This is a genomic window from Salicibibacter cibarius, assembly GCF_016495725.1.
GTDB classification, from domain to species: Bacteria; Bacillota; Bacilli; order Bacillales; family Marinococcaceae; genus Salicibibacter; species Salicibibacter cibarius.
Map to the genome: position 1 here is coordinate 1,945,397 of NZ_CP054705.1, position 25,189 is coordinate 1,970,585.

31 protein-coding genes and 1 riboswitch are annotated in these 25,189 nt (G+C 45.8%); of the genes, 23 read left to right on the plus strand and 8 right to left on the minus strand.

The window, feature by feature from the left end:
* Window positions 1–62: 62 nt before the first annotated feature.
* The 10 genes from comGA to HUG15_RS10215 all read left to right on the plus strand — a co-directional run bounded on the left by comGA (window position 63) and on the right by HUG15_RS10215 (window position 4,779).
* On the plus strand, window positions 63–1,067 hold the full coding sequence (gene comGA / locus HUG15_RS10170; protein WP_200128519.1) for a competence type IV pilus ATPase ComGA: 1,005 nt from the start codon (window positions 63–65) through the stop codon (window positions 1,065–1,067).
* Window positions 1,060–2,103 (plus strand): competence type IV pilus assembly protein ComGB, encoded by a 1,044-nt coding sequence (gene comGB / locus HUG15_RS10175; RefSeq protein ID WP_200128520.1) that lies wholly within the window; start codon window positions 1,060–1,062, stop codon window positions 2,101–2,103. The genes comGA and comGB overlap by 8 nt, the downstream gene beginning before the upstream one ends.
* Before the next feature lie 17 nt (window positions 2,104–2,120).
* Window positions 2,121–2,303, plus strand: coding sequence for a hypothetical protein (locus HUG15_RS10180; RefSeq protein WP_200128521.1), 183 nt, complete (start codon window positions 2,121–2,123; stop codon window positions 2,301–2,303).
* Window positions 2,300–2,602: a competence type IV pilus major pilin ComGC gene (gene comGC / locus HUG15_RS10185; RefSeq protein ID WP_200128522.1), complete on the plus strand. Its 303-nt coding sequence runs from the start codon at window positions 2,300–2,302 to the stop codon at window positions 2,600–2,602. Before HUG15_RS10180 ends, comGC begins: the two co-directional genes overlap by 4 nt.
* The gene (comGD, locus tag HUG15_RS10190; protein ID WP_211202372.1) at window positions 2,595–3,044 is read left to right on the plus strand and encodes a competence type IV pilus minor pilin ComGD; all 450 of its coding nucleotides are present in this window, start codon (window positions 2,595–2,597) and stop codon (window positions 3,042–3,044) included. The genes comGC and comGD overlap by 8 nt, the downstream gene beginning before the upstream one ends.
* Window positions 3,019–3,339, plus strand: coding sequence for a prepilin-type N-terminal cleavage/methylation domain-containing protein (locus HUG15_RS10195; RefSeq protein ID WP_200128524.1), 321 nt, complete (start codon window positions 3,019–3,021; stop codon window positions 3,337–3,339). The genes comGD and HUG15_RS10195 overlap by 26 nt, the downstream gene beginning before the upstream one ends.
* Window positions 3,318–3,782, plus strand: a complete 465-nt coding sequence (locus tag HUG15_RS10200; protein ID WP_200128525.1) for a prepilin-type N-terminal cleavage/methylation domain-containing protein — start codon at window positions 3,318–3,320, stop codon at window positions 3,780–3,782. Before HUG15_RS10195 ends, HUG15_RS10200 begins: the two co-directional genes overlap by 22 nt.
* Window positions 3,761–4,135 (plus strand): competence type IV pilus minor pilin ComGG, encoded by a 375-nt coding sequence (comGG, locus tag HUG15_RS10205; protein ID WP_200128526.1) that lies wholly within the window; start codon window positions 3,761–3,763, stop codon window positions 4,133–4,135. The genes HUG15_RS10200 and comGG overlap by 22 nt, the downstream gene beginning before the upstream one ends.
* A gap of 101 nt (window positions 4,136–4,236) precedes the next feature.
* Window positions 4,237–4,425 (plus strand): YqzE family protein, encoded by a 189-nt coding sequence (locus HUG15_RS10210; protein ID WP_200128527.1) that lies wholly within the window; start codon window positions 4,237–4,239, stop codon window positions 4,423–4,425.
* Window positions 4,426–4,536: 111 nt separating this feature from the next.
* A complete protein-coding gene (locus tag HUG15_RS10215) occupies window positions 4,537–4,779 on the plus strand; it encodes a DUF2626 domain-containing protein (RefSeq protein ID WP_200128528.1) in 243 nt (80 codons plus the stop codon).
* A 26-nt stretch (window positions 4,780–4,805) separates the two neighbouring features.
* Here the strand turns inward: HUG15_RS10215 and HUG15_RS10220 are convergent, their stop codons facing one another.
* Window positions 4,806–5,450, minus strand: coding sequence for an MBL fold metallo-hydrolase (locus HUG15_RS10220; RefSeq protein WP_200128923.1), 645 nt, complete (start codon window positions 5,448–5,450; stop codon window positions 4,806–4,808).
* Between the two features lie 104 nt (window positions 5,451–5,554).
* Here HUG15_RS10220 and HUG15_RS10225 point away from each other — a divergent pair, with 104 nt between their 5' ends.
* Window positions 5,555–5,725, plus strand: a complete 171-nt coding sequence (locus HUG15_RS10225; RefSeq protein ID WP_200128529.1) for a DUF2759 family protein — start codon at window positions 5,555–5,557, stop codon at window positions 5,723–5,725.
* Between the two features lie 666 nt (window positions 5,726–6,391).
* Here the strand turns inward: HUG15_RS10225 and HUG15_RS10230 are convergent.
* Both HUG15_RS10230 and HUG15_RS10235 read right to left on the minus strand, forming a co-directional pair.
* Window positions 6,392–7,177, minus strand: a complete 786-nt coding sequence (locus HUG15_RS10230; protein WP_200128530.1) for a YqhG family protein — start codon at window positions 7,175–7,177, stop codon at window positions 6,392–6,394.
* On the minus strand, window positions 7,155–8,798 hold the full coding sequence (locus tag HUG15_RS10235) for a DEAD/DEAH box helicase (RefSeq protein ID WP_200128531.1): 1,644 nt from the start codon (window positions 8,796–8,798) through the stop codon (window positions 7,155–7,157). The genes HUG15_RS10230 and HUG15_RS10235 overlap by 23 nt, the downstream gene beginning before the upstream one ends.
* 146 nt (window positions 8,799–8,944) lie before the next feature.
* A riboswitch (glycine riboswitch) is annotated at window positions 8,945–9,039 on the plus strand.
* Window positions 9,040–9,192: 153 nt separating this feature from the next.
* On the opposite strand from HUG15_RS10235, the gene gcvT reads away from it, so the two are divergent.
* Genes gcvT through gcvPB form a run of 3 tightly spaced genes read left to right on the plus strand, consistent with a single transcriptional unit; the run spans window position 9,193 to window position 13,193 of the window.
* On the plus strand, window positions 9,193–10,290 hold the full coding sequence (gene gcvT, locus HUG15_RS10240; RefSeq protein ID WP_200128532.1) for a glycine cleavage system aminomethyltransferase GcvT: 1,098 nt from the start codon (window positions 9,193–9,195) through the stop codon (window positions 10,288–10,290).
* Window positions 10,291–10,323: 33 nt separating this feature from the next.
* Window positions 10,324–11,685, plus strand: coding sequence for an aminomethyl-transferring glycine dehydrogenase subunit GcvPA (gcvPA, locus tag HUG15_RS10245; protein WP_200128533.1), 1,362 nt, complete (start codon window positions 10,324–10,326; stop codon window positions 11,683–11,685).
* A gap of 47 nt (window positions 11,686–11,732) precedes the next feature.
* Complete coding sequence (gene gcvPB, locus HUG15_RS10250) at window positions 11,733–13,193, plus strand: aminomethyl-transferring glycine dehydrogenase subunit GcvPB (protein WP_200128534.1); 1,461 nt, start codon at window positions 11,733–11,735, stop codon at window positions 13,191–13,193.
* Window positions 13,194–13,598: 405 nt separating this feature from the next.
* Here gcvPB and HUG15_RS10255 read toward each other — a convergent pair whose 3' ends face one another.
* Window positions 13,599–14,000 carry a rhodanese-like domain-containing protein gene (locus tag HUG15_RS10255; RefSeq protein ID WP_200128535.1) on the minus strand — a complete coding sequence of 134 codons (402 nt, stop codon included), beginning with the start codon at window positions 13,998–14,000 and terminating at the stop codon, window positions 13,599–13,601.
* 138 nt (window positions 14,001–14,138) lie between these two features.
* Here HUG15_RS10255 and HUG15_RS10260 point away from each other — a divergent pair, with 138 nt between their 5' ends.
* The 3 genes from HUG15_RS10260 (at window position 14,139) to HUG15_RS10270 (ending at window position 16,145) form a co-directional block, all read left to right on the plus strand.
* On the plus strand, window positions 14,139–14,975 hold the full coding sequence (locus HUG15_RS10260) for a lipoate--protein ligase family protein (protein ID WP_200128536.1): 837 nt from the start codon (window positions 14,139–14,141) through the stop codon (window positions 14,973–14,975).
* A complete protein-coding gene (locus HUG15_RS10265; protein ID WP_200128537.1) occupies window positions 14,957–15,115 on the plus strand; it encodes a hypothetical protein in 159 nt (52 codons plus the stop codon). Before HUG15_RS10260 ends, HUG15_RS10265 begins: the two co-directional genes overlap by 19 nt.
* 643 nt (window positions 15,116–15,758) lie before the next feature.
* Window positions 15,759–16,145: a DinB family protein gene (locus HUG15_RS10270; protein ID WP_246516580.1), complete on the plus strand. Its 387-nt coding sequence runs from the start codon at window positions 15,759–15,761 to the stop codon at window positions 16,143–16,145.
* Window positions 16,146–17,245: 1,100 nt separating this feature from the next.
* On the opposite strand, the gene dat is transcribed toward HUG15_RS10270, so the two are convergent.
* Window positions 17,246–18,103 (minus strand): D-amino-acid transaminase, encoded by an 858-nt coding sequence (gene dat, locus HUG15_RS10280; RefSeq protein WP_200128925.1) that lies wholly within the window; start codon window positions 18,101–18,103, stop codon window positions 17,246–17,248.
* A 157-nt stretch (window positions 18,104–18,260) separates the two neighbouring features.
* Between dat and mntR the strand changes: the two genes are divergently transcribed.
* Window positions 18,261–18,677 (plus strand): transcriptional regulator MntR, encoded by a 417-nt coding sequence (mntR, locus tag HUG15_RS10285; RefSeq protein WP_200128539.1) that lies wholly within the window; start codon window positions 18,261–18,263, stop codon window positions 18,675–18,677.
* A 172-nt stretch (window positions 18,678–18,849) separates the two neighbouring features.
* Here the strand turns inward: mntR and ytvI are convergent, their stop codons facing one another.
* Window positions 18,850–19,938 carry a sporulation integral membrane protein YtvI gene (gene ytvI, locus HUG15_RS10290; RefSeq protein ID WP_246516581.1) on the minus strand — a complete coding sequence of 363 codons (1,089 nt, stop codon included), beginning with the start codon at window positions 19,936–19,938 and terminating at the stop codon, window positions 18,850–18,852.
* A gap of 200 nt (window positions 19,939–20,138) precedes the next feature.
* Here ytvI and HUG15_RS10295 point away from each other — a divergent pair, with 200 nt between their 5' ends.
* The 3 genes from HUG15_RS10295 (at window position 20,139) to HUG15_RS10305 (ending at window position 22,018) form a co-directional block, all read left to right on the plus strand.
* Window positions 20,139–20,336 (plus strand): hypothetical protein, encoded by a 198-nt coding sequence (locus HUG15_RS10295; RefSeq protein ID WP_200128540.1) that lies wholly within the window; start codon window positions 20,139–20,141, stop codon window positions 20,334–20,336.
* A 101-nt stretch (window positions 20,337–20,437) separates the two neighbouring features.
* Window positions 20,438–20,944, plus strand: coding sequence for a spore coat protein (locus HUG15_RS10300; RefSeq protein ID WP_200128541.1), 507 nt, complete (start codon window positions 20,438–20,440; stop codon window positions 20,942–20,944).
* Between the two features lie 189 nt (window positions 20,945–21,133).
* Window positions 21,134–22,018, plus strand: coding sequence for a patatin-like phospholipase family protein (locus HUG15_RS10305; protein ID WP_200128542.1), 885 nt, complete (start codon window positions 21,134–21,136; stop codon window positions 22,016–22,018).
* Window positions 22,019–22,136: 118 nt separating this feature from the next.
* On the opposite strand, the gene HUG15_RS10310 is transcribed toward HUG15_RS10305, so the two are convergent.
* Together HUG15_RS10310 and HUG15_RS10315 are read right to left on the minus strand one after the other, a co-directional pair.
* Window positions 22,137–22,448 carry an SA1362 family protein gene (locus HUG15_RS10310; protein ID WP_200128543.1) on the minus strand — a complete coding sequence of 104 codons (312 nt, stop codon included), beginning with the start codon at window positions 22,446–22,448 and terminating at the stop codon, window positions 22,137–22,139.
* Between the two features lie 18 nt (window positions 22,449–22,466).
* Entirely contained in the window at window positions 22,467–23,420 is a 954-nt protein-coding gene (locus HUG15_RS10315; protein WP_246516582.1) for a DUF1385 domain-containing protein, read from the minus strand.
* A 135-nt stretch (window positions 23,421–23,555) separates the two neighbouring features.
* Between HUG15_RS10315 and HUG15_RS10320 the strand changes: the two genes are divergently transcribed.
* Both HUG15_RS10320 and HUG15_RS10325 read left to right on the plus strand, forming a co-directional pair.
* Entirely contained in the window at window positions 23,556–24,044 is a 489-nt protein-coding gene (locus HUG15_RS10320; RefSeq protein WP_200128544.1) for a YqhR family membrane protein, read from the plus strand.
* A gap of 66 nt (window positions 24,045–24,110) precedes the next feature.
* Window positions 24,111–25,178 carry a M24 family metallopeptidase gene (locus tag HUG15_RS10325; protein ID WP_200128545.1) on the plus strand — a complete coding sequence of 356 codons (1,068 nt, stop codon included), beginning with the start codon at window positions 24,111–24,113 and terminating at the stop codon, window positions 25,176–25,178.
* Window positions 25,179–25,189: the final 11 nt, after the last annotated feature.

Genomic DNA, 25,189 nt, shown 5'->3' on the forward strand with positions numbered 1-25,189 from the left:
TTTGTTGTCGAATAGTATTATTGTGAGAGAGCCCCCTTGACGAAAATCAGGGAGGTGTTTGATTGACGACTACGCAAGGAGAATGTACAAAACTCTTCCGCTTTGCCTACGAAAGTCACGCAACAGATATTCATTTTCACCCCTACCCCGCCCATACCGCAATTCTGTTCCGGACGGAAGGCGATTTAAAGGAAACCCGCCGCGTTCCCCGCATAGATGCGGATAAAATGGTGGCGCACCTGAAATTTCAATCCGGAATGGATATCGGTGAACGACGTCTTCCCCAAAACGGTTCCCTCATAATGGAACAGATCGGGCGATTGTCCGTACGCCTGTCAATCGTACCGATTGGAGAAGGGGAGCGCCTCGTCGCCCGTCTCCTGCCTGCCAATGAAGATCTTGCACTGGCGCAACTCCCGCTGTTGGAAACGACTGCCCGGGACCTGCACGCGTTGGCTGAACGCGAGCATGGGTTGATTATTTTTACCGGCCCTACAGGTTCGGGAAAAACCACGACTTTGTATGCCCTCCTTCAGGAGATTTCCAAGCAAACAAATCGCCACGTCATTTCCGTGGAAGACCCGATTGAAAAACCGCGGAGAGAATTTACACAAATGCAGGTGAATGAACAAGCCGGCCTTTATTATGCAGATGCATTAAAAGCAGCGCTTCGCCATGACCCGGATGTATTAATGATCGGTGAAATCAGGGATGAACAAACAGCAAAGATAGCAGTGCGTGCGGCGATGACCGGGCACCTCGTGCTGACAACATTACACACGCGCAACACGAGCGGCGCGCTTGTGCGATTATTGGAGTTTGGTGTGCCGGCGAATTATTTATATGAAAGCATAGCCGCCGTCGTTGCCCAACGCCTTGTGCATGATGAGCATGATCACCGAAAGGCGATCTTCGGCTTTTTGGCAAATGAACCGTTGCAATCGCTACTCGATGATTGCGTGCAAAACATCCCTCTTTCCTACGATGATGGTCTGGAGAACCAACGCATGGAAGGGGTCGCGCTCGGCTATTTACCAAAGGAAGCGAGGCGCCTTAATCATGCTTAAACGTAAAGATAAATGGAAAGCGATTAATAAAGCCCGTTTTTTCCTAAACGTAGGACGCTTGTTGCAAAGGGGGTACACGTTAAATCACGGAGCGAAACTGATGATGCATGGAGAGCATCCGGAAGCGAGAACCACGATTTCCTCATGGGTTGCAGCGTTGCAAGAAGGGCGGCCGTGGGTAGAGTCGTTAGATCACCTCAACATCCCCTCGGACATCCGTGCCTACTTGTACTTTTCCGAACGCTACGGCAAGTTATCCCAAGGTTTTTACTACGCGGGCCGCATGCTTCGGCAAAGAGAGCGCTTTAAAGATAAGGCGCGCACCCTCGCACGCTATCCGATTCTTCTTATCTGGATCATCGCCACGCTTTTCCTCTTTATGACATTGTTTGTTTTTCCCCAATTCGAAGAATTATTCATGACGATGGACATCGATTACCCGGCGATCACAACGTTTGCTTTTACCGTTTTCCGAGGGATGCCATATGTTTTCGCCATGCTGATCATTCTAGCGTTTGTATTCTATGTTTATTATCAACGGAGGTTTAAAAAACTAAAAGCTTTTCAACAAATGAACAGAATTAGGCAAATTCCCGGTGTCAAGTCTTGGCTTAACTTATATATTACGTACACGGTCAGCTTGCAAATGAGCCAGCTTTTAAAAGGTGGGTTAAGTGTGCATGATGCATTGCAAGTGTTTATCAAACAGACGCAAATGCCGTTTTTGCAAGCGGAAGGAGAGCGTCTACAAGCAGAATTAAACGAAGGGAAAAATTTACACCTAGCGATCGAAAGCGCTTCTTACTATCAAAAAGAATTCGCTGATGTCATCCGTCATGGACAAGCGGCAGGGCAATTGGCCGAGGATCTCGTCCATTACAGCGAGATGCTTTGGGAAGAGCTTAACGAACGCACGAAAAAAACGACGGTCATGATTCAGCCGGTTTTGTTTCTTGCTATCGGCGGGTTTATGCTATTGCTGTTTTTGTCCATTTTCGTACCGATTTTTCAGTTAATTTCTTCATTGGATGGATAACAAAGGAGTGTAAAACAATGGCTATAAACGAACAGAATCTATTGCGGCGAATCCAACGCTTGGAACGAAAATGCGAAAAGATGGAAGCTCGTATGATCTATTTGGAAAAATGTATTAATTGCCTGGAATTTCAACAACATGATGATACCAAAAAACTGGTCACACTCGTGTACAACCGCAAAGGAGGAGAAACACGGTGAAAAAACAGGATGACGGCTTTACGTTGATCGAGATGATGATCGTTTTGTTGATCATCTCCATATTACTGCTCGTCGCGATCCCCAACATGGTACAAAACAGCAACGTCGCCCAGAGCAAAGGCTGTGAAGCGACCGTGGATTTGGTGCAGGCGCAAGTCGGGAGTTACAAGGTGGAAACGGGCGATTATCCTAGCAGTTTAAGTGTTTTAGTCGACAACGATTATGTTGACAGTGTTACATGTCCGGATGGGAACAGCTTGAGCCTCGATGCTAATGGTAAAGTCAGCGCTAATGAATGACAACAACCACGGCCATACGCTCATGGAACTCGTCGTCGTCTTGCTTATCTTCTCGATCTGCTTAGGCATACCGACCCTCTCCTATGTTCATCAAGACACAGGGCGGGAAATGAAGGCGTTTGTTTCCGAATTTGAACAAGATCTCCATTACGCCCAACAACAAGCAATGGGGAAATCGGTTAATACCCGCCTCGATATCCAAAATGCCTCGGAGAGCTATCAAGTCGTGGTAGATGGAGAAACGGTGAAGCGAGTCCCGTTTCCGGAGAATGTGTATTTTCAAGGCGTGTCCATGTCCCCGGAAACCATTCGCTTTCGATCGAGCGGAAATACGGACGACTCTGGTGAAATTTCAATATTAAGCAACGATCAATTTTACCGTGTTATGTTTCTCGTTGGTTCCGGGAGGTTTTACGTTGAAAAAGTCGAAAGAAACAACTGACGGAGGATTTACGTTAATGGAGGTCACGACAGCTCTTTTGCTTTTATCCGTGGCAACGGCCGGGATTGTTCCTTTATTATCGATTTTGTATACGGAACGAGCGGAAGTGCAAGCGGATCGCGACGCTTATCGCATTATCGAGCAAGTGGGCTACGAGCTTGAGGACAGCGACGTTGAAACCGTTACGGTTGCCGATACGTCTTATGTTGTGCGCCATCAAGACCAATTGACATGTATTTATTGGCAAGGCCCGGCAGGGAGGGATAAGGATTTATGCCTCGAATTTCCCCTGTAAACGACCGTGGCTTTACCCTTTTGGAAATGGTCATTGCCATGTTTATGTTCTTCGCTGTGATCGCGGTTGTCCCTATTTTTTTACAAACGGTCACTTCCCCGGGTTCAGACTTGTCCCGCAATGATCAGGAAATCCAGACTTGGTTTCAAGAAATTTCAAAAGAAGCGAAATATGCGCGTGACTATGCAGTGGAACAAAATAGGTTGATTATCACGGATATTGACGGTGTAGAACGTGGCTATAGAAGAAGCGGAGGCAATTTGATCAGAAGCGGAAAAAGCGGCGGCCATTCGGTTTTGCAAAATATCGATGGTTTTCATGCCCAACTCGTATCGGACGGGGTGATGATCACCGTCGATGCGAATGAGAAACAATATAAGAAGCGGTTGCGTCCGACCAAAGCACCTGAGGAGGAAGATATTTGGATCAAAAGGGAGCTATAATGCCGTTGGTTCTCGTTCTATGTCTCGTACTGGCAGGCATGGTCGGTCACCAAGCCGTGCTGCTCACGTTCGAACGGGAAGGTTTGGAGGCGCAGCGAATGTTTATGGTTGCAAATCTGTTGTTGGATAAAGGTGAGGAGAAGTGGTGGGAAGCGTATAAAGACGATCGCACGTCGGACAATGGCTTTTGGGAGTTTGAAGAGGGTACCGTTTATTATCGCTTGTCCCCGGCGAACGGAAGCGATTATGAAGTGGTGACATTGAATGCGGAAGTCGACGGAGGCGGAAATGTGCACCACTACTATTACGTAAAAAAAGCCGATCCTGAAAATGAAGACAAATTCAGTGATTGAATAAATGACGGCGCTGATCACAAGGTCAGCGCTTGTTTTCCGGATAAAATAAGAAATAAACGGGAAGGCTAAATAACAAATGGAAGGAGGACCACCGCCTCATGAATCCAAACCCTTATTTTAAATACCTCGTTGAATCCTTTTTACGCAGGCTTGATCGATTTGCAACGCCAAAAGAGATGAGCAGGAAACAACGGCGGAAGCTAAAGAAAAAACAAAAATCTCGCCTGTTCACTGTATTCGGGGCAATTCCCACCGCGATAAAAATCAGCATGCGCCGATCACGGTGACAAATATTTGTCGTTTTGTCACGTGAAAGAGGAGAAAGTAATTTACAATTGATCCATCCCTCATATATAATAAGAACAGTAACATGACGAGAAGTGGAGGAGGAAAATAAGATGAGTCGCATGTACCGTGTGATGGCTTTTTGGACAGGGGTCTTCGCCGTATTATTTTTTGTGGGAGAAATGTATGAAGTGTCCCTGTTATTCTTTGCTAATACGGCTGCATTTGTAGGACTTGGTTTTATGGGGCTTTCCGAACGCACGTATTTATACATATTCGGTGCTTACTTAACTTTATTTATGGTTGGCTTCTCTTACTATACGATTTTTCTCATGGAACCGGCTCTCGGCCATTAAGGCAACGACCATAAAAGGCGGCTTCTTTAACCGCCTTCTCCCAACCCATTAAGGAACGGGTTACCGTCCATCTCAGCTGAAATCGTTGTAACCGGTCCGTGACCGCAGGCAACGCTTGTATCTTCCGGGAGTTCCAAAAGTTTTTGGTGGATGCTGTTGAGAAGGGTAGCTTCATCGGCGTCGGGGAGATCGGTGCGTCCGATGCCGCTTTGAAAGAGGACGTCGCCGGAGAAAACCGTGTCGGTAGGTTCGTGATAGTACGAGACACTTCCCGGTGAATGCCCCGGGGTTTCCAATACCCGAAAAGCAAAAGGACCTATGGCTAGGCTTTGCTCGCCATTGATCAAATGCTCGGCAGGTCGGGCGGTTACACCTTCGGGACTCATGTTGACCGAAAGATTCTTCGTGGGATCTTGCAACCAGTGCGCTTCACGTTCGTGAAGGTAAACAGGGATGTTGAACACGTCGCGGATATGGTCAACGGCACCGATGTGATCAAAATGTGCATGGGTTAAAAGAATGGCAAGAGGTTTGAGATTTTCTTTTTTCAAGGCAGCTTCAAAAGGTTCACTGTCCCCGCCCGGATCAAAGATAATCGCTTCCCCGTCTTCATTGTAAAGAACAAAGGCGTTGGTTTGTACAGGTCCCAACGGGGCTTGCTTCCAATTCATCATGAAAATCAACTCCTTCTTGAATCTATAAACCATTGTACATGAAATCAAGGAAAATGAAAGAAACGCAAGGAAATCAATGATACGAAAAGGAGAGAATGGATATGGCAGTTGGATCAATCGTTACGGCAGTGGCAATTCTTTCGGTTTTTGCTTTTTTCCGTGAGTTAAAGCGAAGGAACTTTGTCGGGGTCGGGTTTTCGGCACTCAGCATTCTTGTCTTTGGTTTTTTTGGTTTAATGACTTTGTTTGTAAGTGGAGCACCGGAAATGTAGAAGAACACTCGTCGCAATGACGGGTGTTTTTTTCTACGCAGGAAAGAAAGTATAAATCGACTTTCTTTCCTGCATAAGTGCAACTAAGGCTTTTCGCTATAAAAGCTTGGCGCCAAGTTTTCTAAAGATTGGAGAGTTAGAAGTTAAAGGCTGGACGGAGAGGGTTTTTCTCACTTCTAACTTCCAACCTCTAATCTAGTGTAAGGTGGCTTGATTACCCGATCATGGGGGACAGTTGGAAGAAGTTCGGGCGTCAACGCTTTTGGCTCCCTAACGGACAATTTACCGCGTCATGGCGACCGAAAAAGCGGTCGATTCTTGTGTTCGGTCGCCATAACCGTTTTATGACGACCGTAATGGCCTGAATCGAGAGAGTTCGGGCGTCATAGCCGCTTCATGATGACCGAAAAGGCTTGTATCGAAAGAATTCGGTCGGCATAGCTGCCTCATGGCGGCCGAACGAGCAATTGGCTTTCGTTCTCGGTCTCCATGAACCGTTTCATGGAGACCGGGGAGTCCTGCTTCGCAAGAAACCATTCGGTCATTGACGATAGCCTTTGATACCTTAACTCGGGCTGTGAAGGTTTAATCCACACTAACCCCAGTTTGAAGCCCTAATCCAGACTTCCGGTCGTCGGTGTGATCGCTTATTTCCGACAGGCTGCACTAGTATGAATCCTTTCGCAAATAAAAGATCCCTCCGTTAATAAAGGTTAGTTCGATCGCCGGTTGATATTGTTGCCGGATCGCTTCTTTTTCCAAGCTGTATGCATCATCGTTTTCTTTATCGGGCGTTTCATAAAAGCGGTCAAGCAAGGCTAAATCATCTTCCATTCGATTGGTGGCTTCACTTGCCCACGCGTGTTTTTGGTTGCGAATATCGTTAAGAAGGTATTTTTTGATTCTTTGTACGGCGCTCATCGGTTGAATCAAATGGGCCATTGTAAACGTATAATCGGGGATCGCGGAAACGAGCGGGAGTGGCGCCAGTCGTTTCATGAAAAGGTCAATTGTTTCCCCGCTAATTAATTGAATGCCAAAGCTGCGGATGATATCGCGTCTGCGGTGGCAAGTGTAGGAAATGCGCACGTTTAAACCGAGCCAGGGGTATAAAGCTGTTTGTTTTTTTTCATGATGGTTTTCATAAAGCCGTGTGACCGCGCCTTTGTCAGCTGCGGAAGAAAAAATTTGATGAAGACGGGGGGAGCCGAAATGCACCTTTTCTGCAGAAGGTGTATCGGCTCGTATATCCGTGGACAAGTTCAATTTCAGCGGTTTCGGTTCTCCGCTGGTTTTTTCTAAATAATGCCAGTAAAAAGGACGGTTCATGAGCTCGAGATCGAGCGTTTTATTGAGTTGAACGTCCAGTGTGGATGGTGTGCTTTGTAATAGTTCCGCTCCTCCGGCTAGAAAAAAACGGCGAAGATAGTTATGAACTTCTGCCTGTTCCATGTTGGTCTCCCTCCTGATTCATGAGCTCGGTTAAATGATGAAGTTTGAGCCGTGCCTCCCCTTCCGTACCGGAATCCAGGGCATCCTCTACGTATCTCTCCAATTCCTGGCCGGAATAGCGTTCCAGAATGTCGTCCAAACGTCCGATGACGCCTTCGAACATGTTGATTTTTTCATAAAGGAGATTAAGGATGCGTGCTTCTACCGTATTCTCAATCGCGTAGTTCGTAATGTGCACATCATTCTCTTGGCCAAGGCGATGAATCCTTCCGATGCGTTGTTCCACGCGCATCGGATTCCAGGGAAGGTCATAATTGATCATATGGTGGCAAAACTGCAAGTTTAACCCTTCGCCGCCGGCTTCGGTGGCGATCATGACCGGCACGTGGTCACGAAACAGCATGCGCATCCAGTCTTTTTTGCTGCGTTTAAATCCGCCTCTAAACGGCACGGATTTTATTTTATGCTGGGCAAGAAACCATTGCAAATAGAGCTGGGTTGCCCGGTATTCCGTAAAAATAATCGTCTTTTCCGAAGAGGCCCGGAGTTGTTTCAACACTTGTTCTGCTTTTGCATTTGTTTGAATCTCATGCATAGCGTTTACAACGGGAGTGGCTTGCGCTTCGCTTAGCATCCCGTTTTTCATCATATTTGAAATCGTTACCCCCAAGGCTTCTTTACTGGAGCAAGCTTCCCTTTGTAACGTCGTTAATGAAAAACCGTGGAGTTCTTGTACCGTTTGTTTTAAGTCGCACACGGCATCATACATGGCACGCTCTTCTTTCGACATTTCCACGTTTACATTTTCAACGTGTCGATTTGTCCAGGACACGTTCGTATTGTCACGGCGATTGCGGACCATGACGTTTTGCACGAGTTTCTGAATGTCTTCGGTTGCTTTGGCGTCGTGTTTGTATTTAGCTTTAAAGCTTTTTTCGTCGCCGAGATGGCCAGGTTTTAAAATCGAAACGAGGTGAAAAAGTTCTTCGATCCGATTTTGCACAGGGGTGGCTGTACAGAGTAAACAAAAGCGTTTTTTTAAAGCCTTGATAAATGCATAGTTTTTCGTGTTGGCATTTTTCAGCCGATGGGCCTCATCAATAATGATCATGTCATAAGGTTGTTCAAGGACGATTTCCCGATGGGGAGAATGTTTAGCTGTGTCCATCGATGCGACGACGACATCGCACCCGTCCCATACATACGTTTTTCGTTGGGGGACAGCGGGAATATAAAATTTTTCATTCAGCTCTTGCGTCCATTGATTCACGAGCGATGCCGGAGACAGGATAAGTGCCTTTTTGACGAGTCCACGGATCATGTATTCTTTTAAAACAAGTCCGGCTTCAATCGTCTTCCCGAGCCCTACTTCGTCAGCGAGGATGGCTTTCCCATTCATATCTTCAACGACACGTCTTGCCGTTTCAAATTGATGATCGTACAGGGAAAGTTCCGGCAAATGCGTAGGGGCGACGAGTCCGTCGAACGATGGGACCGCAATGCGTGTTTGCGCTTCATATGCAAGTTGATACATCTCCCACGAAGACCAAGGCCCTTCATGATCCAACGCTTGTTTAAATTTGTTCTCCCAGTCGGTGGAGAAATGGATATCTATGTACATAATTCCTCCTTTTTTAACCTTTATTTTTATTTAAAAGTATAAAAAAGATTGGCAATGGTTAAATGACGTGCTACACTGGGTGTAACAGTTTTCCTAACTACGTTAGTGTGTGAATGTTAAGCGGTTTTATACATTGGCATAAGCGGATGATAACAGAGGGAGAGATCGTTCTTCCCGGAACGGCGCCGAAGGAGCAAACCGGAATGGTGAATCTCTCAGGCACATGTACTTCTGTTTGACGCGACTCTGGAGAGCGCCCCTCGCGGCCACCAACGAAGACAATTTTTGCTTATCAGCAAAAAAGAAACTTTCTGGTAGACCGACAGAGCTTTTCAACGATAAACGTTGGAGAGTTCTGTCTTTTTTTAGTAAATAAATAAAGGAGGAGATTGACTTGGCAGAAAAGCGGCGTACTATTCTTTATGATAGGCATGTGGCGTTGGGGGCGAAGATGGTTCCTTTCGGAGGTTTTGAAATGCCCGTCCAATATGATTCCATTAAAGCGGAACATCATGCGGTGCGGGAGGCGGTTGGCCTTTTTGATGTTTCCCATATGGGTGAGGCGTTGATTGAAGGGGAAACTGCACTCGATACCGTACAAACAATTTTGACGAACGATGCTTCCAAATTGGAAGTGGGCAAAGCCCAGTATTCATTGATGTGCAATGAAAATGGCGGAATAGTGGACGATTTTCTCGTCTATCAAATGGCACCGGAAACATACATGGTCATCCCGAATGCCGCCAACCGTGAAACAGATATCGCTTGGCTCAAGCAGCACGCACAAGCGGGTACGACGGTGACGGATGTTTCCGATGATTACGCGTTGCTTGCATTGCAAGGCCCGAAAGCGGTTGAGGTATTGCAATCATTAACAGATGAAGATGTGGGGGCGATCGGCACGTTTCGCTTTCAGGCGGACGTAGCGGTCGACGGCCGAAACGCGATCGTTTCCCGTAGCGGTTACACCGGAGAAGACGGGTATGAAATCTACTGCCGTACGGAAGACGCGGTTGCCGTTTGGGATGCATTACTTGCCGCCGGAGAAAGCGCCGGCATTAAACCTTGTGGGCTAGGCGCGAGGGATACGCTGCGTTTTGAGGCTCGCTTGCCGTTGTATGGCCAAGAACTTACGGAGACGATCAGTCCTTTGGAAGCAAAACTCGGCTTTGCGGTGAAAGTGAAAAAAGACGCCGATTTTATTGGAAAAAAAGTGCTGGCAGCAGAAAAAGAACATGGAACGGCTCGAAAAATTGTCGGCATTGAGATGCTGGACAAAGGGATTCCGCGCACGGGTTATCCCGTTTTTGATGACGACGGCAATGAAATCGGACATGTTACGTCAGGAACGCAGTCCCCGACGCTCGGAAAAAATCTCGGTCTTGCAATCGTGAATACGGATTATGCTTCCAATGACACCGAAATCATCGTAGGTGTCCGAAAACGGAAACTAAAGGCCAAAGTTGTACCGACGCCGTTCTATTCTCGATAAGGTGTTATAAAAAGACAATTGGAGGGATTCAAGATGGAAAAAACCCATCGCTATTTACCGATGACAGAAAATGACCGCCGGGAAATGTTGGAGACCGTGGGGGCGGGTGACGTTGCCGAGTTATTTTCCGATATCCCGGAAAACGTTCGTTCCCAATCGGACTTGAACATACGGAAAGCTTTGCCCGAGCAATCACTCGTCGAGTACTTTCAATCGTTAGGATCCAAAAATGAAGCGGTGAAAGATTACCCATCCTTTCTCGGTGCCGGTGTATATGACCATCATATCCCGTCAACGGTGGATGCAGTCATTTCACGGTCCGAATTTTACACGGCCTATACGCCATATCAACCTGAAATTTCGCAAGGAGAGTTGCAAGCGATTTTTGAATTTCAAAGTATGATTGCAACCCTCACCGGCATGGAAATTGCGAATTCCTCGATGTACGACGGCCACACCGCTCTCGCTGAAGGCGCATTGATGGCCGCTACACAGAAGAGAATGAAAAAGCAGACGATATTGATCTCCGAAACCGTACATCCGGAAGCAAGAGACGTAGTGCAAACGTTTGTGAACGGTCCGAGGCTTACATTGAACACGATCCCAAGCAAGGCAGGGAAAACAGATGTCCAAATGTTAAAAGAGATGCTTAATGATGATGTTGCCGCGGTCGTCATAGAGTACCCGAACTTTTACGGAACGATCGAAGATCTGAAAGCGCTTCGTGAAGCGGCAGATGCCGTAGATGCGTTGCTTATTGTAAAAAGCAACCCGCTTGCGCTCGGCGCCCTTACTCCTCCGGGTGAATTCGGAGCGGATATCGTCGTAGGCGACACCCAACCGTTTGGCATTATGGGCCAGTATGGAGGCCCGCACTGCGGTTATTTTGCTACGAAAAAAGCTTTTATGAGAAAAGTGCCGGGCAGACTTGTCGGCGAAACGGTCGATGAAGAAGGGCAACGTGGCTATGTGCTAACGCTTCAAGCACGTGAGCAGCATATCCGGCGGGATAAAGCTACCTCTAATATTTGTTCTAACCAAGCATTAAACGCGCTCGCTTCGTCGGTAGCCATGTCTGCATTCGGAAAACATGGCATCAAGGATATGGCTACGCAAAACATGCAAAAAGCCCATTATGCAAAAACGTCTTTGCAGGCCGCCGGTTTTAACCTCGTGTATGACGGTCCGCATTTCAATGAGTTTGTCATCGATGTCGGTTCTTCGGTCACAGACGTGAATCAGTCGTTATTTTCCAAGGGAATAATCGGTGGATTGGACTTGGGCCGCTTTAATGGAGAGCAAGATCATCATATGCTCGTTTGCGTGACGGAACTGCGTACGAAAGCGGAAATCGATCAGTTTGTGGAGGCTTTAAAGGAAACGGCCGCTAAATAAGCTGCGTCATAAATGCTTTTAGATATAGAAAGGAAGTGGACATCCCTATGAAAAGGAAAGAACAAGCGCTCATCTTTGAATTAAGCAGAAAAGGCCGGAGCGGAGCATCGTTGCCGGAAAATGACGTTCCCGAAGTCGATGTCGAAGATTTATTGCCGGATGATTATGTGCGAACCAAGGCACCTGAACTTCCGGAAGTGTCGGAGCTACAGCTGATACGCCATTACACGGCATTGTCAAAACGAAATTTCGGTGTGGATTCCGGTTTTTATCCACTCGGTTCCTGCACGATGAAATATAATCCGAAAATCAATGAAGTGATCGCCCGAATGCCGGGCCTTGCCCATCTGCATCCTTATCAGCCGGAATCGCACGTGCAAGGTGCGCTGCAATTAATGCACGAGTTGCAGGAATCTCTGGCTGCCATCACCGGCATGAAAGAAGTTACGTTACAATCCGCAGCCGGTGCCCACGGGGAATGGAGCGGGCTCATGATTATTCGCGCCTTCCATGAATCGAACGGGGATTTTAACCGTACGAAAGTGATCGTCCCGGATTCCGCACACGGCACAAATCCGGCTTCGGCAAGTGTGGCCGGATTTGACCCGGTAACGGTGAAAACGGATGAACGTGGACTCGTTGACATGGACCATTTGCGGGAAGTGACCGGTGAGGACACGGCAGCGTTAATGCTTACGAATCCGAATACGCTCGGGCTCTTTGAAGAAGACATTGTGGAAATGGCTGAAATCGTTCACGGGGCGGGCGGCAAGCTGTATTATGACGGCGCCAATTCCAACGCGATTTTAGGAAAAGCAACGGCAGGAGACATGGGCTTTGACGTTATTCACCTGAATTTGCACAAAACGTTTACCGGGCCGCACGGAGGAGGTGGGCCGGGAAGCGGGCCCCTCGGTGTGAAAGCGGAACTTGTTCCATATTTGCCCCGGCCATTGCTTGTGAAGGAAGACGGGCAGTATAAATGGGATTATGACCGTCCAAAGTCTATTGGGCGCATTAAACCGTTCTACGGCAATTACGGCATTAACGTCCGTGCCTATGCGTATATCCGTTCTATGGGACCGGAAGGATTGCGCCAAGTGTCCGAAGATGCCGTTTTGAACGCCAACTATTTAAGAAAACGGCTGGAACCTTATTACGATATTCCTTACCCGCAATATTGCAAGCATGAATTTGTTTTATCGGCGAAACGGCAAAAGAAACTGGGTGTGCGCGCCCTTGATATCGCCAAGCGTTTGCTCGATTACGGGATGCATCCGCCAACAATCTATTTTCCGCTCAATGTGGAAGAGTGTATGATGATCGAGCCCACCGAAACCGAAGCGAAAGAAACGCTCGACGAGTTTGCGGACGCAATGATCGCGATTGCCAAAGAAGCAGAAGAAGATCCGGACCTTGTCTTGGAAGCGCCGCATGAAACGGTTATTTCCCGGCTCGACGAAACAAAGGCTGCGAGGAAACCGGTATTGACGTATTTGGATCAATAGTTAGAAACGGCTCATCATTCTATGGTGGGCCGTTTTTTGGGTGCGTAATCCCTCAAACGGAAGTCGAGCTGCTCCGAGAGGGACAAGAGAAGCGAAGTATCCCTCAAACGGAAGTCGAGTTGCTTCGAGAGGAACAAGAGAAGCGAAGTAATCCCTCAAACGGAGGTCGAACTGCTCCGGGAGGGACACAAGAGAAGTCAAGTAATTCCGTCCCTCTATGCACGCCTTAGAGGGATGACAACGTGTACCCTGTCCCATACCATCGGGAGGAAAAATGGGTATGGCGAACAAAGGGAAAAAGAACAATACTCAGGAAAAACACGCCTTGCTATCAAACATTTAAAATAAATATATTATGTAAACTTTTAAACAGGTTGGAAAACCCTTATCAACAACAAGGGTTTCCTATTTTTTCTTTTTCTTTATTTTGCCTGTCCATTTTTTAAAGCCGTTTTTTAAATAATGAAGGTTATCGTTGCCGGTTTTTTTCTTGAGAATGCGCGCGGCCTGGCGGCTTTTCGCGCCTGAATTGTCATAAAGATAGACTTGTTGGTCTTTGCGAACTTCCTGCAGGCGTTGTTTAAGTTGTGACAGGGGGATGTTCCGTGCTCCCCAAATGTGGCCGCCATCATAGTCCTTCTGCTCACGCACATCGATCAATTGCGCTTTTCTGTACCCTTGGATAAATTCATCCTGGGTAAGCGGTGTGAGGTAAGAAGGCGTTCGTAAGCGGCGTATAAGCATGGTAGCGGCGAAAACAATGAGTCCGCCCCAAAGAATGATTGATAAGATCTCATAAAAATCCATCTAAATTGCTCCTCCTTTTCGTTCCCCTTCATATTATAAGAAACTTACTGGCGAGACGCAAAACAATATCCTTATTATTTTTTATATGTTGCTGAATTTGATAAACTAAAAAAGAAGACAGAAGGGCGTGAATACAATATGGAAAAAGAAAAATGGTTGTTCATCGACTCCGGAGCTTGTTCACCTTCGTATAATATGGCTTTGGATGAAATGCTTTTACATTGGCATAGCGAGGGGCTTATCCCGCCGGTCATCCGATTTTATGAATGGAATCCGGCCACGCTTTCCATCGGTTATTTTCAAAAAATACATAAAGAAATCAATTTGGAAGCGGTAGAGCGGCACGGACTCGGGTTGGTGAGGCGTCCGACGGGCGGTCGAGGCGTTTTGCATGATAAGGAATTAACGTACAGCGTGATCGTGTCCGAAGATCACCCGTACATGCCCGCGACTGTTACCGAGGCCTATCGCGTAATTTCGACGGGGCTTTTGGAAGGGTTTAAAGCCTTGGGATTGAACGCTTCCTTTTCGGTACCCTCATCCGAAAGCGCGCGGGAGGAACTAAAACAACCGAGGTCTGCCGTATGTTTCGATGCGCCTTCTTGGTATGAGATGGTTGTCGAAGGGCGTAAAATTTCCGGCAGTGCCCAAACGCGCCAGAAGGGCGTGATTATGCAGCATGGCGTCCTTTTGATCGACCTGGACACAGAACAGCTTTTTGATGTCTTTTTGTATCCGAGTGAACGCGTGCGCAGACGAATGCAAAAAGCGTTTGCGGACAAAGCGGTGCCCATCAATGACTTAACGAATGAAAAATTGGATGTTGATGATATACGCGCGGCTTTTACGGAAGGCTTTGAACGCGGTTTGGAGATTAACTTGTCCCGTTACGAATTAACGCCTACCCAGGAAAAAGAAGTGCGGGAGCTCGCGAAATCACGCTATGAAAATGAGGAATGGACGTATCGAAGGTAGCCTTGCGATTATCGGTTTTTCATCGTTGGGGGTTGCTGCTGTCAATGTGTCCGTTGCTCCATGATATACGTGGCATGGATCTCAAAGTAGACGACGGCAGAAGCGAACTTGGTGTTACTCTTAAGCAACCGGTCATTTAATGGAATAAAGCACTGAGATTAGGAATGATAGGGTGAATATTAGATCAAACAATAAAACAGAAGTCAAGAAAATAGTAGAAATATGGTATGAAGGCTCTTTAATAGCACACGACTTTATTGATAAGAATTATTGGAAGTCGCAGCAAACGGAGATGGAAGAAAAGTATATCCCATTCATCATAAAAAAATGAATGGGCGGTAATATAAAATTATTGCAATTGATAACAAAAGTGATACTGAAACAACGGTAAAAGAAGATGTCGAAAAAGATTCAGAATTAAAGTAGAAGTTGTTACAGTCTAAAAAGGATATTAAAGAAGGAAATTATTTCACCTTTGAGGAAACGCGAGAAATGATTCGAAGCGGTCAAATATAAGGTGGAATTTATTTGGTTGAAAACAAGAAGGAGTCATTTGAGAATAATGATAGTAAACATTTTTCTCATAGTGAAACCATCGAATATAAATTAAGGTTGGTAGAACGTATTGAGGATAAGATACAAACACTTGGTACGAGTACAAGAGCAGACAAACAGAGTGGAAGGCGAGTCATAAAATCCTCGTAGAGAAGAGAGATTATCTTGAAGGGGTGAATAGTCATAGATTCTGATGGTTTTCTTTATGCAGCTGAGATGACTAATATTTTGGCAAAGGAAATTCCGGAAAATAAATGGGATATTCAGCTGATTGAAGAATTAGGGTCACTAAGGAAATTATTTATCCATATCATTCGGGTTAGAAACATTTATAGGGATGGGCTAAGAACCGGCATCGTAGAATTTCCAGGTGAGCCACCATTAAGTGACGACAATTTAATTGAGCAATTGGACAGATCAATGAATGATTTAGCTTTTACATTTACACAAGCGAGTAATCAACGTATTAAAATGGGTGAAAAATCTTTATCTATAGAAGAGCTTCTAAACACTGCGGTTCAACATGAAGGTATTCATCAAGGACAGTATTTTGTTGCCCTAAATCAAGCAAACATTAAGCTACCAAAACAATGGATTCAAGATTGGGGTATGTAAGTATGTTGTTTCTTTGACGTGGCGCTATTCTGGAATAAGATCTGCGCCGCCTTGACGACGCGATAGTTGAATAGCAATAATTAAGTGAGCCGCATTTATCCGAGGATAAATACGGCATTTTCACCTAGCACTAGTAGAGCGTACTAGAAATTGTTTCCTTGCGAGAACTGTTTTCGTCCCTCAAAGGGAAGGAATGTTGCACCTAGGGGTACGGCAACTCCGTTCTTGTCCCTCTAAAGGAATAATACTACGCTTAGAGGGACGCCAAACCCGATCTCATCCCTCAAATGAGATGAATTCGTCTATTTTTTGAAAACTACATCACCATAGGAAAGAATTTTTGAAACGTTCCACGAGTGCAACGTGGCTTAATTACCAATTATGGAGACAGTTGGAAGAAGTTCGGTCGGCAACGCTTCTGGCTCCCTAACGGACAATTTACCGCATCATGGCGACCGAAAAAGCGGTCGGTTCTCGTGTTCGGTCGCCATGAACTGTTTCATGGAGACCGGGGAGCCTGCTTCGCAAGAAGACATTCGGTCATTGACGATAGCCTTTGATACCTTAACTCGGGCTGCGGCAGTTTAATCCAATCGACCACTAAACCCAGTTTGAAGCTCCAATCCGAGCTTTCGGTCGTCGATGTGATCGCTTATTTCCGACAGGCTGCACTAGTGTCTTGTTTCCGAAGTTCTTTCCAAAACGCCTGTTCACGTTTCACCGATAGATTGATAAAGCGGATAACCCATCGCACCTCCGAGTAGTGGTTACGGTCTTTTTAAGCTCCACAACGTCCCCTGATTTGGCAGAAATTGCTGATCCGAGGGACGTTGAAAGATCCAACGTCCCCCGATTTGGCAGAAACTGTTGATCCGAGGGACGCTGAAAGGTCCAACGCCCCCTGAATTGACAGAAACACCTGATCCGGGTGCGTTGAAAGGGGCAAATTGGAGGTGGAATAAAACCTCTTGATTACATCCCGGAGTAGCGCTTTTTGTATTTGAGGTACATTGTGGCTTTTTTAGCTATAGCCACTAATGATGGACCGTTACTGTCTTCCGGCAGGAAAGAACTTATGAAACGTTCCACCAGCCCTCATTTCATTCCCCGCTGCGAGTTCTTTCGATATCTGCTTGCAACTCGCTTTGCAATTGTTTGGTGATCGGACCGATTTTCATCATTCCGTGTTTCGTCCCCCGCCATTCTATGATCGGCGTAATCTCATTAATGGTGCTCGTAATGAAGGCTTCATCGGCTTCAAGCATTTCTTCGGTTGTAAATGCGGTCAATGATACGGACAGCCCTTGTTTCTCTGCCAAATCGATAACCACTTGCCGGGTGATGCCATTTAAGATCAAGTTATCAGCGGGATGAGTCTTTAACTGTCCGTCCTTGACGATGAACAAGTTGGAGGAAGAACCTTCCGTGACCGTATCCCCCCGGTGTTGAATCGCTTCCGAGCAGTCATGATCGGCTGCTTGCCGTTTCGCCAACACATTGCCGAGCAGGTTTACGGTTTTGATATCACAACGCAACCAACGGATGTCTTCGGTCAAATAAACCGCTATCCCTTGTTCTTGTTGGTTTAGAGGGGTTTCCATCTCTTTTGTGAAAGCAAAAATAAACGGTTCAATATGCCGCTCATACAAGTGATCACGTGCAGTGGCCCCGCGAGACAATTGAAGGTAGACATAGCCGTCACCGTTAAGGTTGTTTGTGTCGATTAATTCCATCACGCTTTTTTTAAGCGATTGTTTTTCTTTAATGGAGTAAGGGATGTCCAATTCATCAGCACTTCTTTGCAGCCGTTGCAAATGCATCTCCAACTTATAAGGGTGTCCACTGTAAACGCGAATCACTTCATAAACGCCGTCGCCAAAATACATGCTGCGGTCATCAAATGAAAAGGAAGCGTTCTCGCGGTCAATCATTTTATCATTAAAAAGAACTTTTTCCATGCATTCCATCCCTTTCTCGCCAACGTTTGTAAGTAAAGTTTTGTTTATCATAACATTTTTCCGGAATAGTTCGCGAGCCCTTTGTTGAGGCTTGTCATCGATTTATGTACAATAGAGGATAGCATAGCTATTGATATGCAGATTTGGGGGTGGTTAAATGGCGACGGCCAGTATGGAAGATTACTTGGAGCGTATTTATCAATTAATAGAGGAAAAAGGATATGCTCGGGTTTCAGATATCGCGGACACACTTGAGGTTCATCCGTCTTCAGTGACGAAAATGGTTCAAAAACTGGATAAAAGCGGCTACCTCGTTTATGAAAAATATCGAGGATTGGTCCTCACCGCTAAGGGAAATAAAATCGGCAAACGTTTGGTTTACCGGCACGAATTACTCGAAGATTTTTTACATATGATCGGCGTTGATGAAAGCTATATTTACCGTGATGTTGAAGGCATCGAACATCATCTCAGCTGGGACGCGATTGACCGAATTGGGGACCTCGTCCAGTATTTTCAAGCGGATGAAAATCGATTAAAAGCGTTGCAGGAACATCACAAAAACCCGGAATAAAATTCCAGTCTCTTCATCAAAATTATCATTGATGTCAGTGGATAATTATGGTAATGAAACTAGCTAGCGTCGTGTTTTTCCGTAGCAGTTATCATAGTGCATGACCCATTTGTCAACCATAGAGTTTAGTGTTGACCAAATTCCAAAAGCAAGAAAAGCGAGACGTCCTTCATCAGGGTTGGTCTCGCTTTTCTTCATCATCTGTCAAATTTAACTCAAACAATCCGGATTCTTTCGCAGATTTAAATGCCATATACACGAATGGTCCAAGAATCAAACCCATCACGCCGAAAAACACAAATCCGAAATACATGGAAAGAATCGTTGGCAATGCATGAAGACCAATGGAATCCCCGAGCACTTTCGGTTCCACAATACGGCGAATGACGAGCAGAATGACGGCCAAAACAGTCAATTGAATCCCCATCGTCATATCCCCGATGATCATCGCGAATACTCCCCACGGCACTAATATCAAGGCAGGGCCTACATAGAGAGGAATAATATCAACGACCCAAACGAGAAGGGAAACGAGTAATGCCGGCCCGGGTGCGATGTAGAGCAAACTTAGATATGAAAGAATGAAAATCCCCAGGCTCATAATAAATTGAGCCTTCCACCAGCCGAGAAACACTTTTCCCATCCGCTGAAACACGTAACGTAGTTTATCGGAGGTTTCCCTTTTAAACATGTTGAAGAAATTGTTCAGCAACCTCGGCAGGTCCAGGCTGAACAAAAATAAGGTAATTAAATAGACGAGCCCGATAATGAGCATGTTCGGAACAGACATGATGATTTCGTATAAATAGGCAACAAAATTGGTAGACCAATTTAATGCCGTGTTAATCGCATTGTTGGCTACTTCATCCACCGCCCGCACAATTTGCGGGCCTTGGGGAAATTCGGCAATGAATTGATCAAATGCTTGAATAAGCTCATTTACAACCAGTTCGATCTCACTTATGTATCCCGGTATTTGCCGGGACCAGTCAATCAAACTTTCAATTAAGTAGGTCAACATGATGTAGATTAAAAAGGTGCTCACAATGAGAAACACGGTAAAAACAATGGAAACGGAGAGAAGGCGTTTGTGAATGTTTAACTTTCTCATTAAAAATCGAACAAAGGGTTCAAAAATCATCGCCGTCAGCAACGCGAGCAACACCGGCATAAAGGCAGATAAGTTAAAATAGACGAATAGCCCAACGAGGATGAGCGCAATGATGATTAATATCCGTTTAACGAGTGGTTTGCTTATCAATGACAACCTCCTGGAAAAAAGATGTGGCTTCATACTTTGAATGGTTTCGCTGACCGTTCTTTATTATAACAAATTTAGCACTTGAACGTATAAAAATTCGTGGCTTTGGCCTATTTTCTCCTCCCCTCCTCATCCCCCCAAACGAATCGTGGTCCGGTGACATATATTGTGGAGAATCTGATTTAGGGGGAGGGATCTGTATGGATATGCAAAAGCTGATGAATGTAATGGTAGAACGAGTGCTGGCAAAACGCAATGTTACAAAAGAATCCGTAGACATTACGGAGGAGGAAAAAGCGCGTATTCGCGAAGTTGTGGAAAGTATTCAGGAAGAAGTGAACGACTTTTTAGAAAACCAAACGACAACCGTAACGGATGAAGGCGAGGACGAAGCGTAAGGCTTTTGAAAAAACAACGAATTGATCATGGCGTTCTGTCCACGCAAATGACAAGGGAGTATCATATCGTGTAGTAGACTTTTAAAAAGGAGGGAAAATATATGTCCATCCATTTAGGACAACAACGAGGCCGAAGTTGTTATGATCCAACACCTTATCAGGGTGATCAAAAATGGAGCGCGTTGTGCGATGATCGTGGAAAGCACCCCATGGCGTGCCCTGTTGATGACGATGAAGGTGTCACTCAAGAGGGCACCCAATCCAACAAAGAGGTGCAAGTGTCGGAAGATTTTATGCTGATTAAAGATTCTTGTGATGTGAATGTTACAACCACGGACGTTCAAGCCGCCGTCAATTTGCAGGCAGCTCTGCAAGCCGCGATTGTATTGGTCATTCGAATCTCGCTCGCCGGCTCCACGGACGATGCCGAAGACATCACGCAAGAACTTTTCCAAGCATCAAAAATCAAGCAAAGAACATCCCAAAAGACCATTGTTGAGAATTCCCGTGATGTGAACGTGACTTCTACAGATGTGCAAGTGGCGCTTAACATCCAACTCTTGTTGCAAATATTAGTCGCCCTCGTCATTACCTTAGATATTCTCTAGAATATGCAGGTGAATGTCCGAGTGGAACTTTTCTAACCTAAAAAGCACTCGGGACATCTGATGTTAGCTATGCCAGGCTACGGGCGTTGGCATAGCTTTTTCTAATACACTCAGTGCTATTTCCATCGGACAACACGCAAAAAGTGATGGTTTGCATAGGCTGGATGTGTAGAGGCAGGTGATTGAAACGTGTTGATTGACGGCGTATTTGCGGGCGGAGGGGTAAAAGGTTTCGCCTTTATCGGTGCTTTGGAGGAACTCGAAAAACGCAATTACCGATTTAAACGTGTCGCCGGCACGAGCGCTGGGGCCTTGGTTGCCAGTTTGATCATGGCCGGATATACGAGCGAAGAATTAAATGACATGATGGAAGAATTGAATCCGCAAACCTTATTGGACCCGACACCTTGGACGCAACACTTTCCGCTGTTGCTGAAATGGCTAGGTGTCTATTGGGGACTGGGTTTATATAAAGGCAACCGCTTGGAAGAGTGGGTCGGAGAAAAATTGGCAGCGAAAGGCATTCGCACATTTAATGATTTACCGTCAAAATCGCTGCGGATTGTGGCTTCGGATTTAACGAGGGGACAGTTGCTTGTTCTCCCCGATGATCTGCATGTGTACGGGATCATCCCCGAAACGTTTCCAATTGCGCGAGCAGTGCGCATGAGTTGTAGCTTGCCGTATTTTTTCCAACCGGTAAAGCTTTTCGATAAAAATGGGGAAACGGCGATCATCGTAGACGGTGGGATTTTAAGCAATTTTCCCATGTGGCTTTTTCGGAGGGAAGAACGGGTGAAGCGCCCCCTTCTGGGTTTTCAGCTGAACCCCGAGCCCGATGACACGAGAAATACGATTAACAATGCCCTGGAACTGTACAGTTCTGTGTTTGAGACGATGCAAAAAGGCCATGATGCCCGCTACGTTGAAAAACATAAGCAAGAAAATGTCGTTTTTATCCCAGTGAACCGTATAAAAACAACTTCCTTTTCCCTCACAAAAGAAGATCGAAAGCGGCTCGTTCAGCTCGGTAGGGAAGCAACGCAAAATTATTTAAAAAGCTGGAGCGGTTAGATAAACTTGACTTATCGCCAAGGATGGCGAAAGTCAAAGTCTTCTCTTATACTATCATCCGAACAATTTATACATTCTGATAGTGTTAGAAAAGAAACGCGCGATACTCGCACGTTTCTTATTTTTTTCGATTGCCGTCGATCACTTTTAGATGGCGTTTCTTTTTTTGGTTATTTTTTCTCGCGGATTCTTTTTGTTTTTGCCGTTGCTTGCTCTGTTTTAACGCTTTGCGATAATTGCTGTCCATGCCGTTTCTTCGCTTCGGCATGACCAGACGCGTGAGTAAAAAGTAGAGACCGACGGCGATCAACGCGGTAATGGCGAGACCGAGGAAAAAACCGCCGGGATTGGTGGCGAGCCGGTAAATGAGTCCGATTGCCGCCAGCGCTAAAATCACGATGATCACCGGGTTCCGGATACCCTTAGCCATACATTCACCTCCGTGTGATTAGACGATAGGGCCTCCAACCTTTTCCTCGTCCTCCAGTGTCTTTTCTCGTTCCAACATTTTTTCAAACGAAGCGATAGAGACTTCGACTTGATCATCTTTTGGCTGCTTGGTCGTTAAGAGTTGCAACCATAAACCGGGCAGACCTAACCATTTCAACACGGGAATGTTTCTCAGTTTATTCGTCCCTTGCAAAACTTCATAGGAAACGCCCAATACAACGGGGATGAGCAAGAGGCGATGGACGACCCGTTCAATGATATTGTCAAAAGGGACGAGCAAATAGATCATCACACCGATAATGACGGTGAAGAGCATGAAGCTGCTGCCGCAGCGATAATGGAGCCGGGAATGTTCCTGAACGTTTTCAACGGTTAACGGTTTACCCGCTTCATACGCGTTGATCACTTTGTGCTCGGCTCCGTGGTATTGAAAAACACGTTTGATTAACGGCATAAATGTAATCAGGTAAATGTAACCGACGAGAATGAGAAACTTAAAGAAACCTTCAAGCAAATTCTGCGCTACGTGCCCCGGGAAAATAGGGGAGAACAATTCCGCGATAAAAACAGGGATCGCGGTAAATAGAACGTTGCCGAACAGAAAAGCAAATACGCCAACGGCGGCAACACCAAAGATCATAGCCATTTTTGATGTTTTTTCTGCCGATTCAATCTCCCCATCGTCATCGGGATGGACGTCCAAGCGGTCGGAGGCATAATTGAGGTGCTTATTGCCAACCGAAGTCGCTTCAATCAAGGCGACGGTTCCTCTTACAAATGGGATTTTTTTAAGCTTTTGCAGTACGGGACGGTTAACTTTACGTTCTTCGTAATACTCAATCGCATTATTTTTTCTGCGAATGGCGGAAACGGTAATTCGCTTACCGGCAAACATTACGCCTTCGATGATTGCTTGTCCGCCATATGCAGGTTTTTGGTTTTGTTGACTCAAGTCGCTCACCAGCCTATTCAGATGTATCGATCCCCATTTTACATGAAAGATCTTTCAACCTCCATCTTTTCGCAAAAATAATTGTTTGGCATGATTCGATTGATGAACGATCATACTAACAAATGAGGTGATCAAATGAGCGGAAATCGCAATGAACCTAAAGAGATGTCTTTTGCGGTAAAAGTTTTGCTTACAGGCCTTTTCGGCGGCTTATTATGGGGTTCCATTTGGTACGGGGCTTATTTTTTCAATTTTACCGATGTGGGACCTTCGCTCTTTTGGATGGCTTGGTCAATGGGCGATTGGGAAGATCAGATGATTGGTCAATGGGCGGCTGTCGGTATTTTTACGCTCTTGTCCATCGTTGTTGCTTTTTTTTACCGGTATGTGTTTGCCCGTATCAAAGGCATGTGGATGGGTTTTTTTTTCGGGGTGATTTTATGGATTCTCGTTTTCTTCGTTGCCAATCCCCTGTTTGTTGATCTGGAACCACTTCTTGAAATGGAAGGCATTACGATTGTTACGACCCTTTGTTTATTTATTATGTATGGCCTTTTTATCGGGTACTCCATTTCCTACGAATACGAATTGTTACAATTTGAGCGAAAGTACGGCAGCAATTAAATCGCAGTGTTAACGAATATATGCTAAAATGGGGGACGTTGATCGTTAGCAAAAGGAGGAAAAACAATGAACCGTCTCGAACTGGTTCGTATGCAGTTGGAACAGGAAGGCATTGACGCGCTTCTCGTGGAAAGCCCGACAAACCGAAGGTATATAACGAATTTTACGGGAACGGCAGGTGTTGCACTAATTACCTCCCGTGAAGCTTTCTTTGTCACCGATTTTCGTTACGTGGAACAAGCGAAAAATCAATGCGAAGGTTTTACGGTTATTGAGCATGAAAACGGGCTGAGTAAAGAGATAAATAGACTCTTAGAGACACAAAAGGTTACTTCTGTCGGCTTTGAAAAAGCGCATACGACATATGAAAAATATGATACGTATCAAGAGGCATTTAACGCGGAGCTGGTCCCGGTTGCCGGCATCATTGAAAATCTTCGCTTGTTTAAAAGTGGGGAAGAACTGAAAACGATGCAAAAAGCGGCGGAAATCGCTGATGCTGCTTTTGAACATATTGTTACGTACATAAAGCCCGGGGTCCGTGAACGTGAGATTGCCAATGAACTTGAATTTTATATGCGCAACCTCGGTGCGGAATCGTCATCATTCGACATCATCGTCGCTTCCGGTGAGCGCGGTGCACGCCCGCACGGGGTCGCAAGCAACAAACAGGTCGAAAAGGGCGACATGATTACGATGGATTTTGGCGCTTATTATGAAGGGTATTGTTCCGATATTACCCGTACCGTGGCCGTTGGGGAACCGAGCGATGAAATGCAACGCGTCTATGACACCGTTTTAAAGGCGCAACTCAAAAGCTTGGAATACATTAAAGCCGGTATGACAGGAGTAGAGGCCGATAGAATTGCCCGGGACTACATTTATGCCGAAGGGTATGAAGGCTATTTTGGACATGGGCTTGGCCATGGCCTTGGCATGGACGTTCATGAAGAACCCCGTTTGTCGCCGAAAGGCAATTTACAATTGGAACCCGGCATGGTCGTCACTGTTGAACCGGGCATCTACCTCCCGGGCAAAGGGGGCGTCCGGATCGAAGATGACATCGTCATTACAGAGGATGGAAATGAACGCTTAACGTTATCGGAAAAATCATTGAAAAAGATTGAATCATAAAGGGGGAGGAA

What these genes read in the sequence shown, in the direction of transcription:
- HUG15_RS10235 (WP_200128531.1), bottom strand. Translation starts at nt 8,798, where the DNA reads ATGTACATAGATATCCATTTCTCCACCGACTGGGAGAACAAATTTAAA.
- HUG15_RS10210 (WP_200128527.1), top strand. Translation starts at nt 4,237, where the DNA reads ATGAATCCAAACCCTTATTTTAAATACCTCGTTGAATCCTTTTTACGC.
- dat (WP_200128925.1), bottom strand. Translation starts at nt 18,103, where the DNA reads ATGGAAAAAGTTCTTTTTAATGATAAAATGATTGACCGCGAGAACGCT.
- HUG15_RS10225 (WP_200128529.1), top strand. Translation starts at nt 5,555, where the DNA reads ATGGCAGTTGGATCAATCGTTACGGCAGTGGCAATTCTTTCGGTTTTT.
- HUG15_RS10200 (WP_200128525.1), top strand. Translation starts at nt 3,318, where the DNA reads ATGCCTCGAATTTCCCCTGTAAACGACCGTGGCTTTACCCTTTTGGAA.
- HUG15_RS10320 (WP_200128544.1), top strand. Translation starts at nt 23,556, where the DNA reads ATGAGCGGAAATCGCAATGAACCTAAAGAGATGTCTTTTGCGGTAAAA.
- mntR (WP_200128539.1), top strand. Translation starts at nt 18,261, where the DNA reads ATGGCGACGGCCAGTATGGAAGATTACTTGGAGCGTATTTATCAATTA.
- HUG15_RS10255 (WP_200128535.1), bottom strand. Translation starts at nt 14,000, where the DNA reads ATGGATTTTTATGAGATCTTATCAATCATTCTTTGGGGCGGACTCATT.
- HUG15_RS10260 (WP_200128536.1), top strand. Translation starts at nt 14,139, where the DNA reads ATGGAAAAAGAAAAATGGTTGTTCATCGACTCCGGAGCTTGTTCACCT.
- comGD (WP_211202372.1), top strand. Translation starts at nt 2,595, where the DNA reads ATGAATGACAACAACCACGGCCATACGCTCATGGAACTCGTCGTCGTC.
- HUG15_RS10220 (WP_200128923.1), bottom strand. Translation starts at nt 5,450, where the DNA reads ATGAATTGGAAGCAAGCCCCGTTGGGACCTGTACAAACCAACGCCTTT.
- HUG15_RS10180 (WP_200128521.1), top strand. Translation starts at nt 2,121, where the DNA reads ATGGCTATAAACGAACAGAATCTATTGCGGCGAATCCAACGCTTGGAA.
- HUG15_RS10265 (WP_200128537.1), top strand. Translation starts at nt 14,957, where the DNA reads ATGGACGTATCGAAGGTAGCCTTGCGATTATCGGTTTTTCATCGTTGG.
- gcvPB (WP_200128534.1), top strand. Translation starts at nt 11,733, where the DNA reads ATGAAAAGGAAAGAACAAGCGCTCATCTTTGAATTAAGCAGAAAAGGC.
- comGB (WP_200128520.1), top strand. Translation starts at nt 1,060, where the DNA reads ATGCTTAAACGTAAAGATAAATGGAAAGCGATTAATAAAGCCCGTTTT.
- HUG15_RS10215 (WP_200128528.1), top strand. Translation starts at nt 4,537, where the DNA reads ATGAGTCGCATGTACCGTGTGATGGCTTTTTGGACAGGGGTCTTCGCC.
- HUG15_RS10295 (WP_200128540.1), top strand. Translation starts at nt 20,139, where the DNA reads ATGGATATGCAAAAGCTGATGAATGTAATGGTAGAACGAGTGCTGGCA.
- HUG15_RS10325 (WP_200128545.1), top strand. Translation starts at nt 24,111, where the DNA reads ATGAACCGTCTCGAACTGGTTCGTATGCAGTTGGAACAGGAAGGCATT.
- HUG15_RS10300 (WP_200128541.1), top strand. Translation starts at nt 20,438, where the DNA reads ATGTCCATCCATTTAGGACAACAACGAGGCCGAAGTTGTTATGATCCA.
- gcvPA (WP_200128533.1), top strand. Translation starts at nt 10,324, where the DNA reads ATGGAAAAAACCCATCGCTATTTACCGATGACAGAAAATGACCGCCGG.
- HUG15_RS10230 (WP_200128530.1), bottom strand. Translation starts at nt 7,177, where the DNA reads ATGGAACAGGCAGAAGTTCATAACTATCTTCGCCGTTTTTTTCTAGCC.
- HUG15_RS10310 (WP_200128543.1), bottom strand. Translation starts at nt 22,448, where the DNA reads ATGGCTAAGGGTATCCGGAACCCGGTGATCATCGTGATTTTAGCGCTG.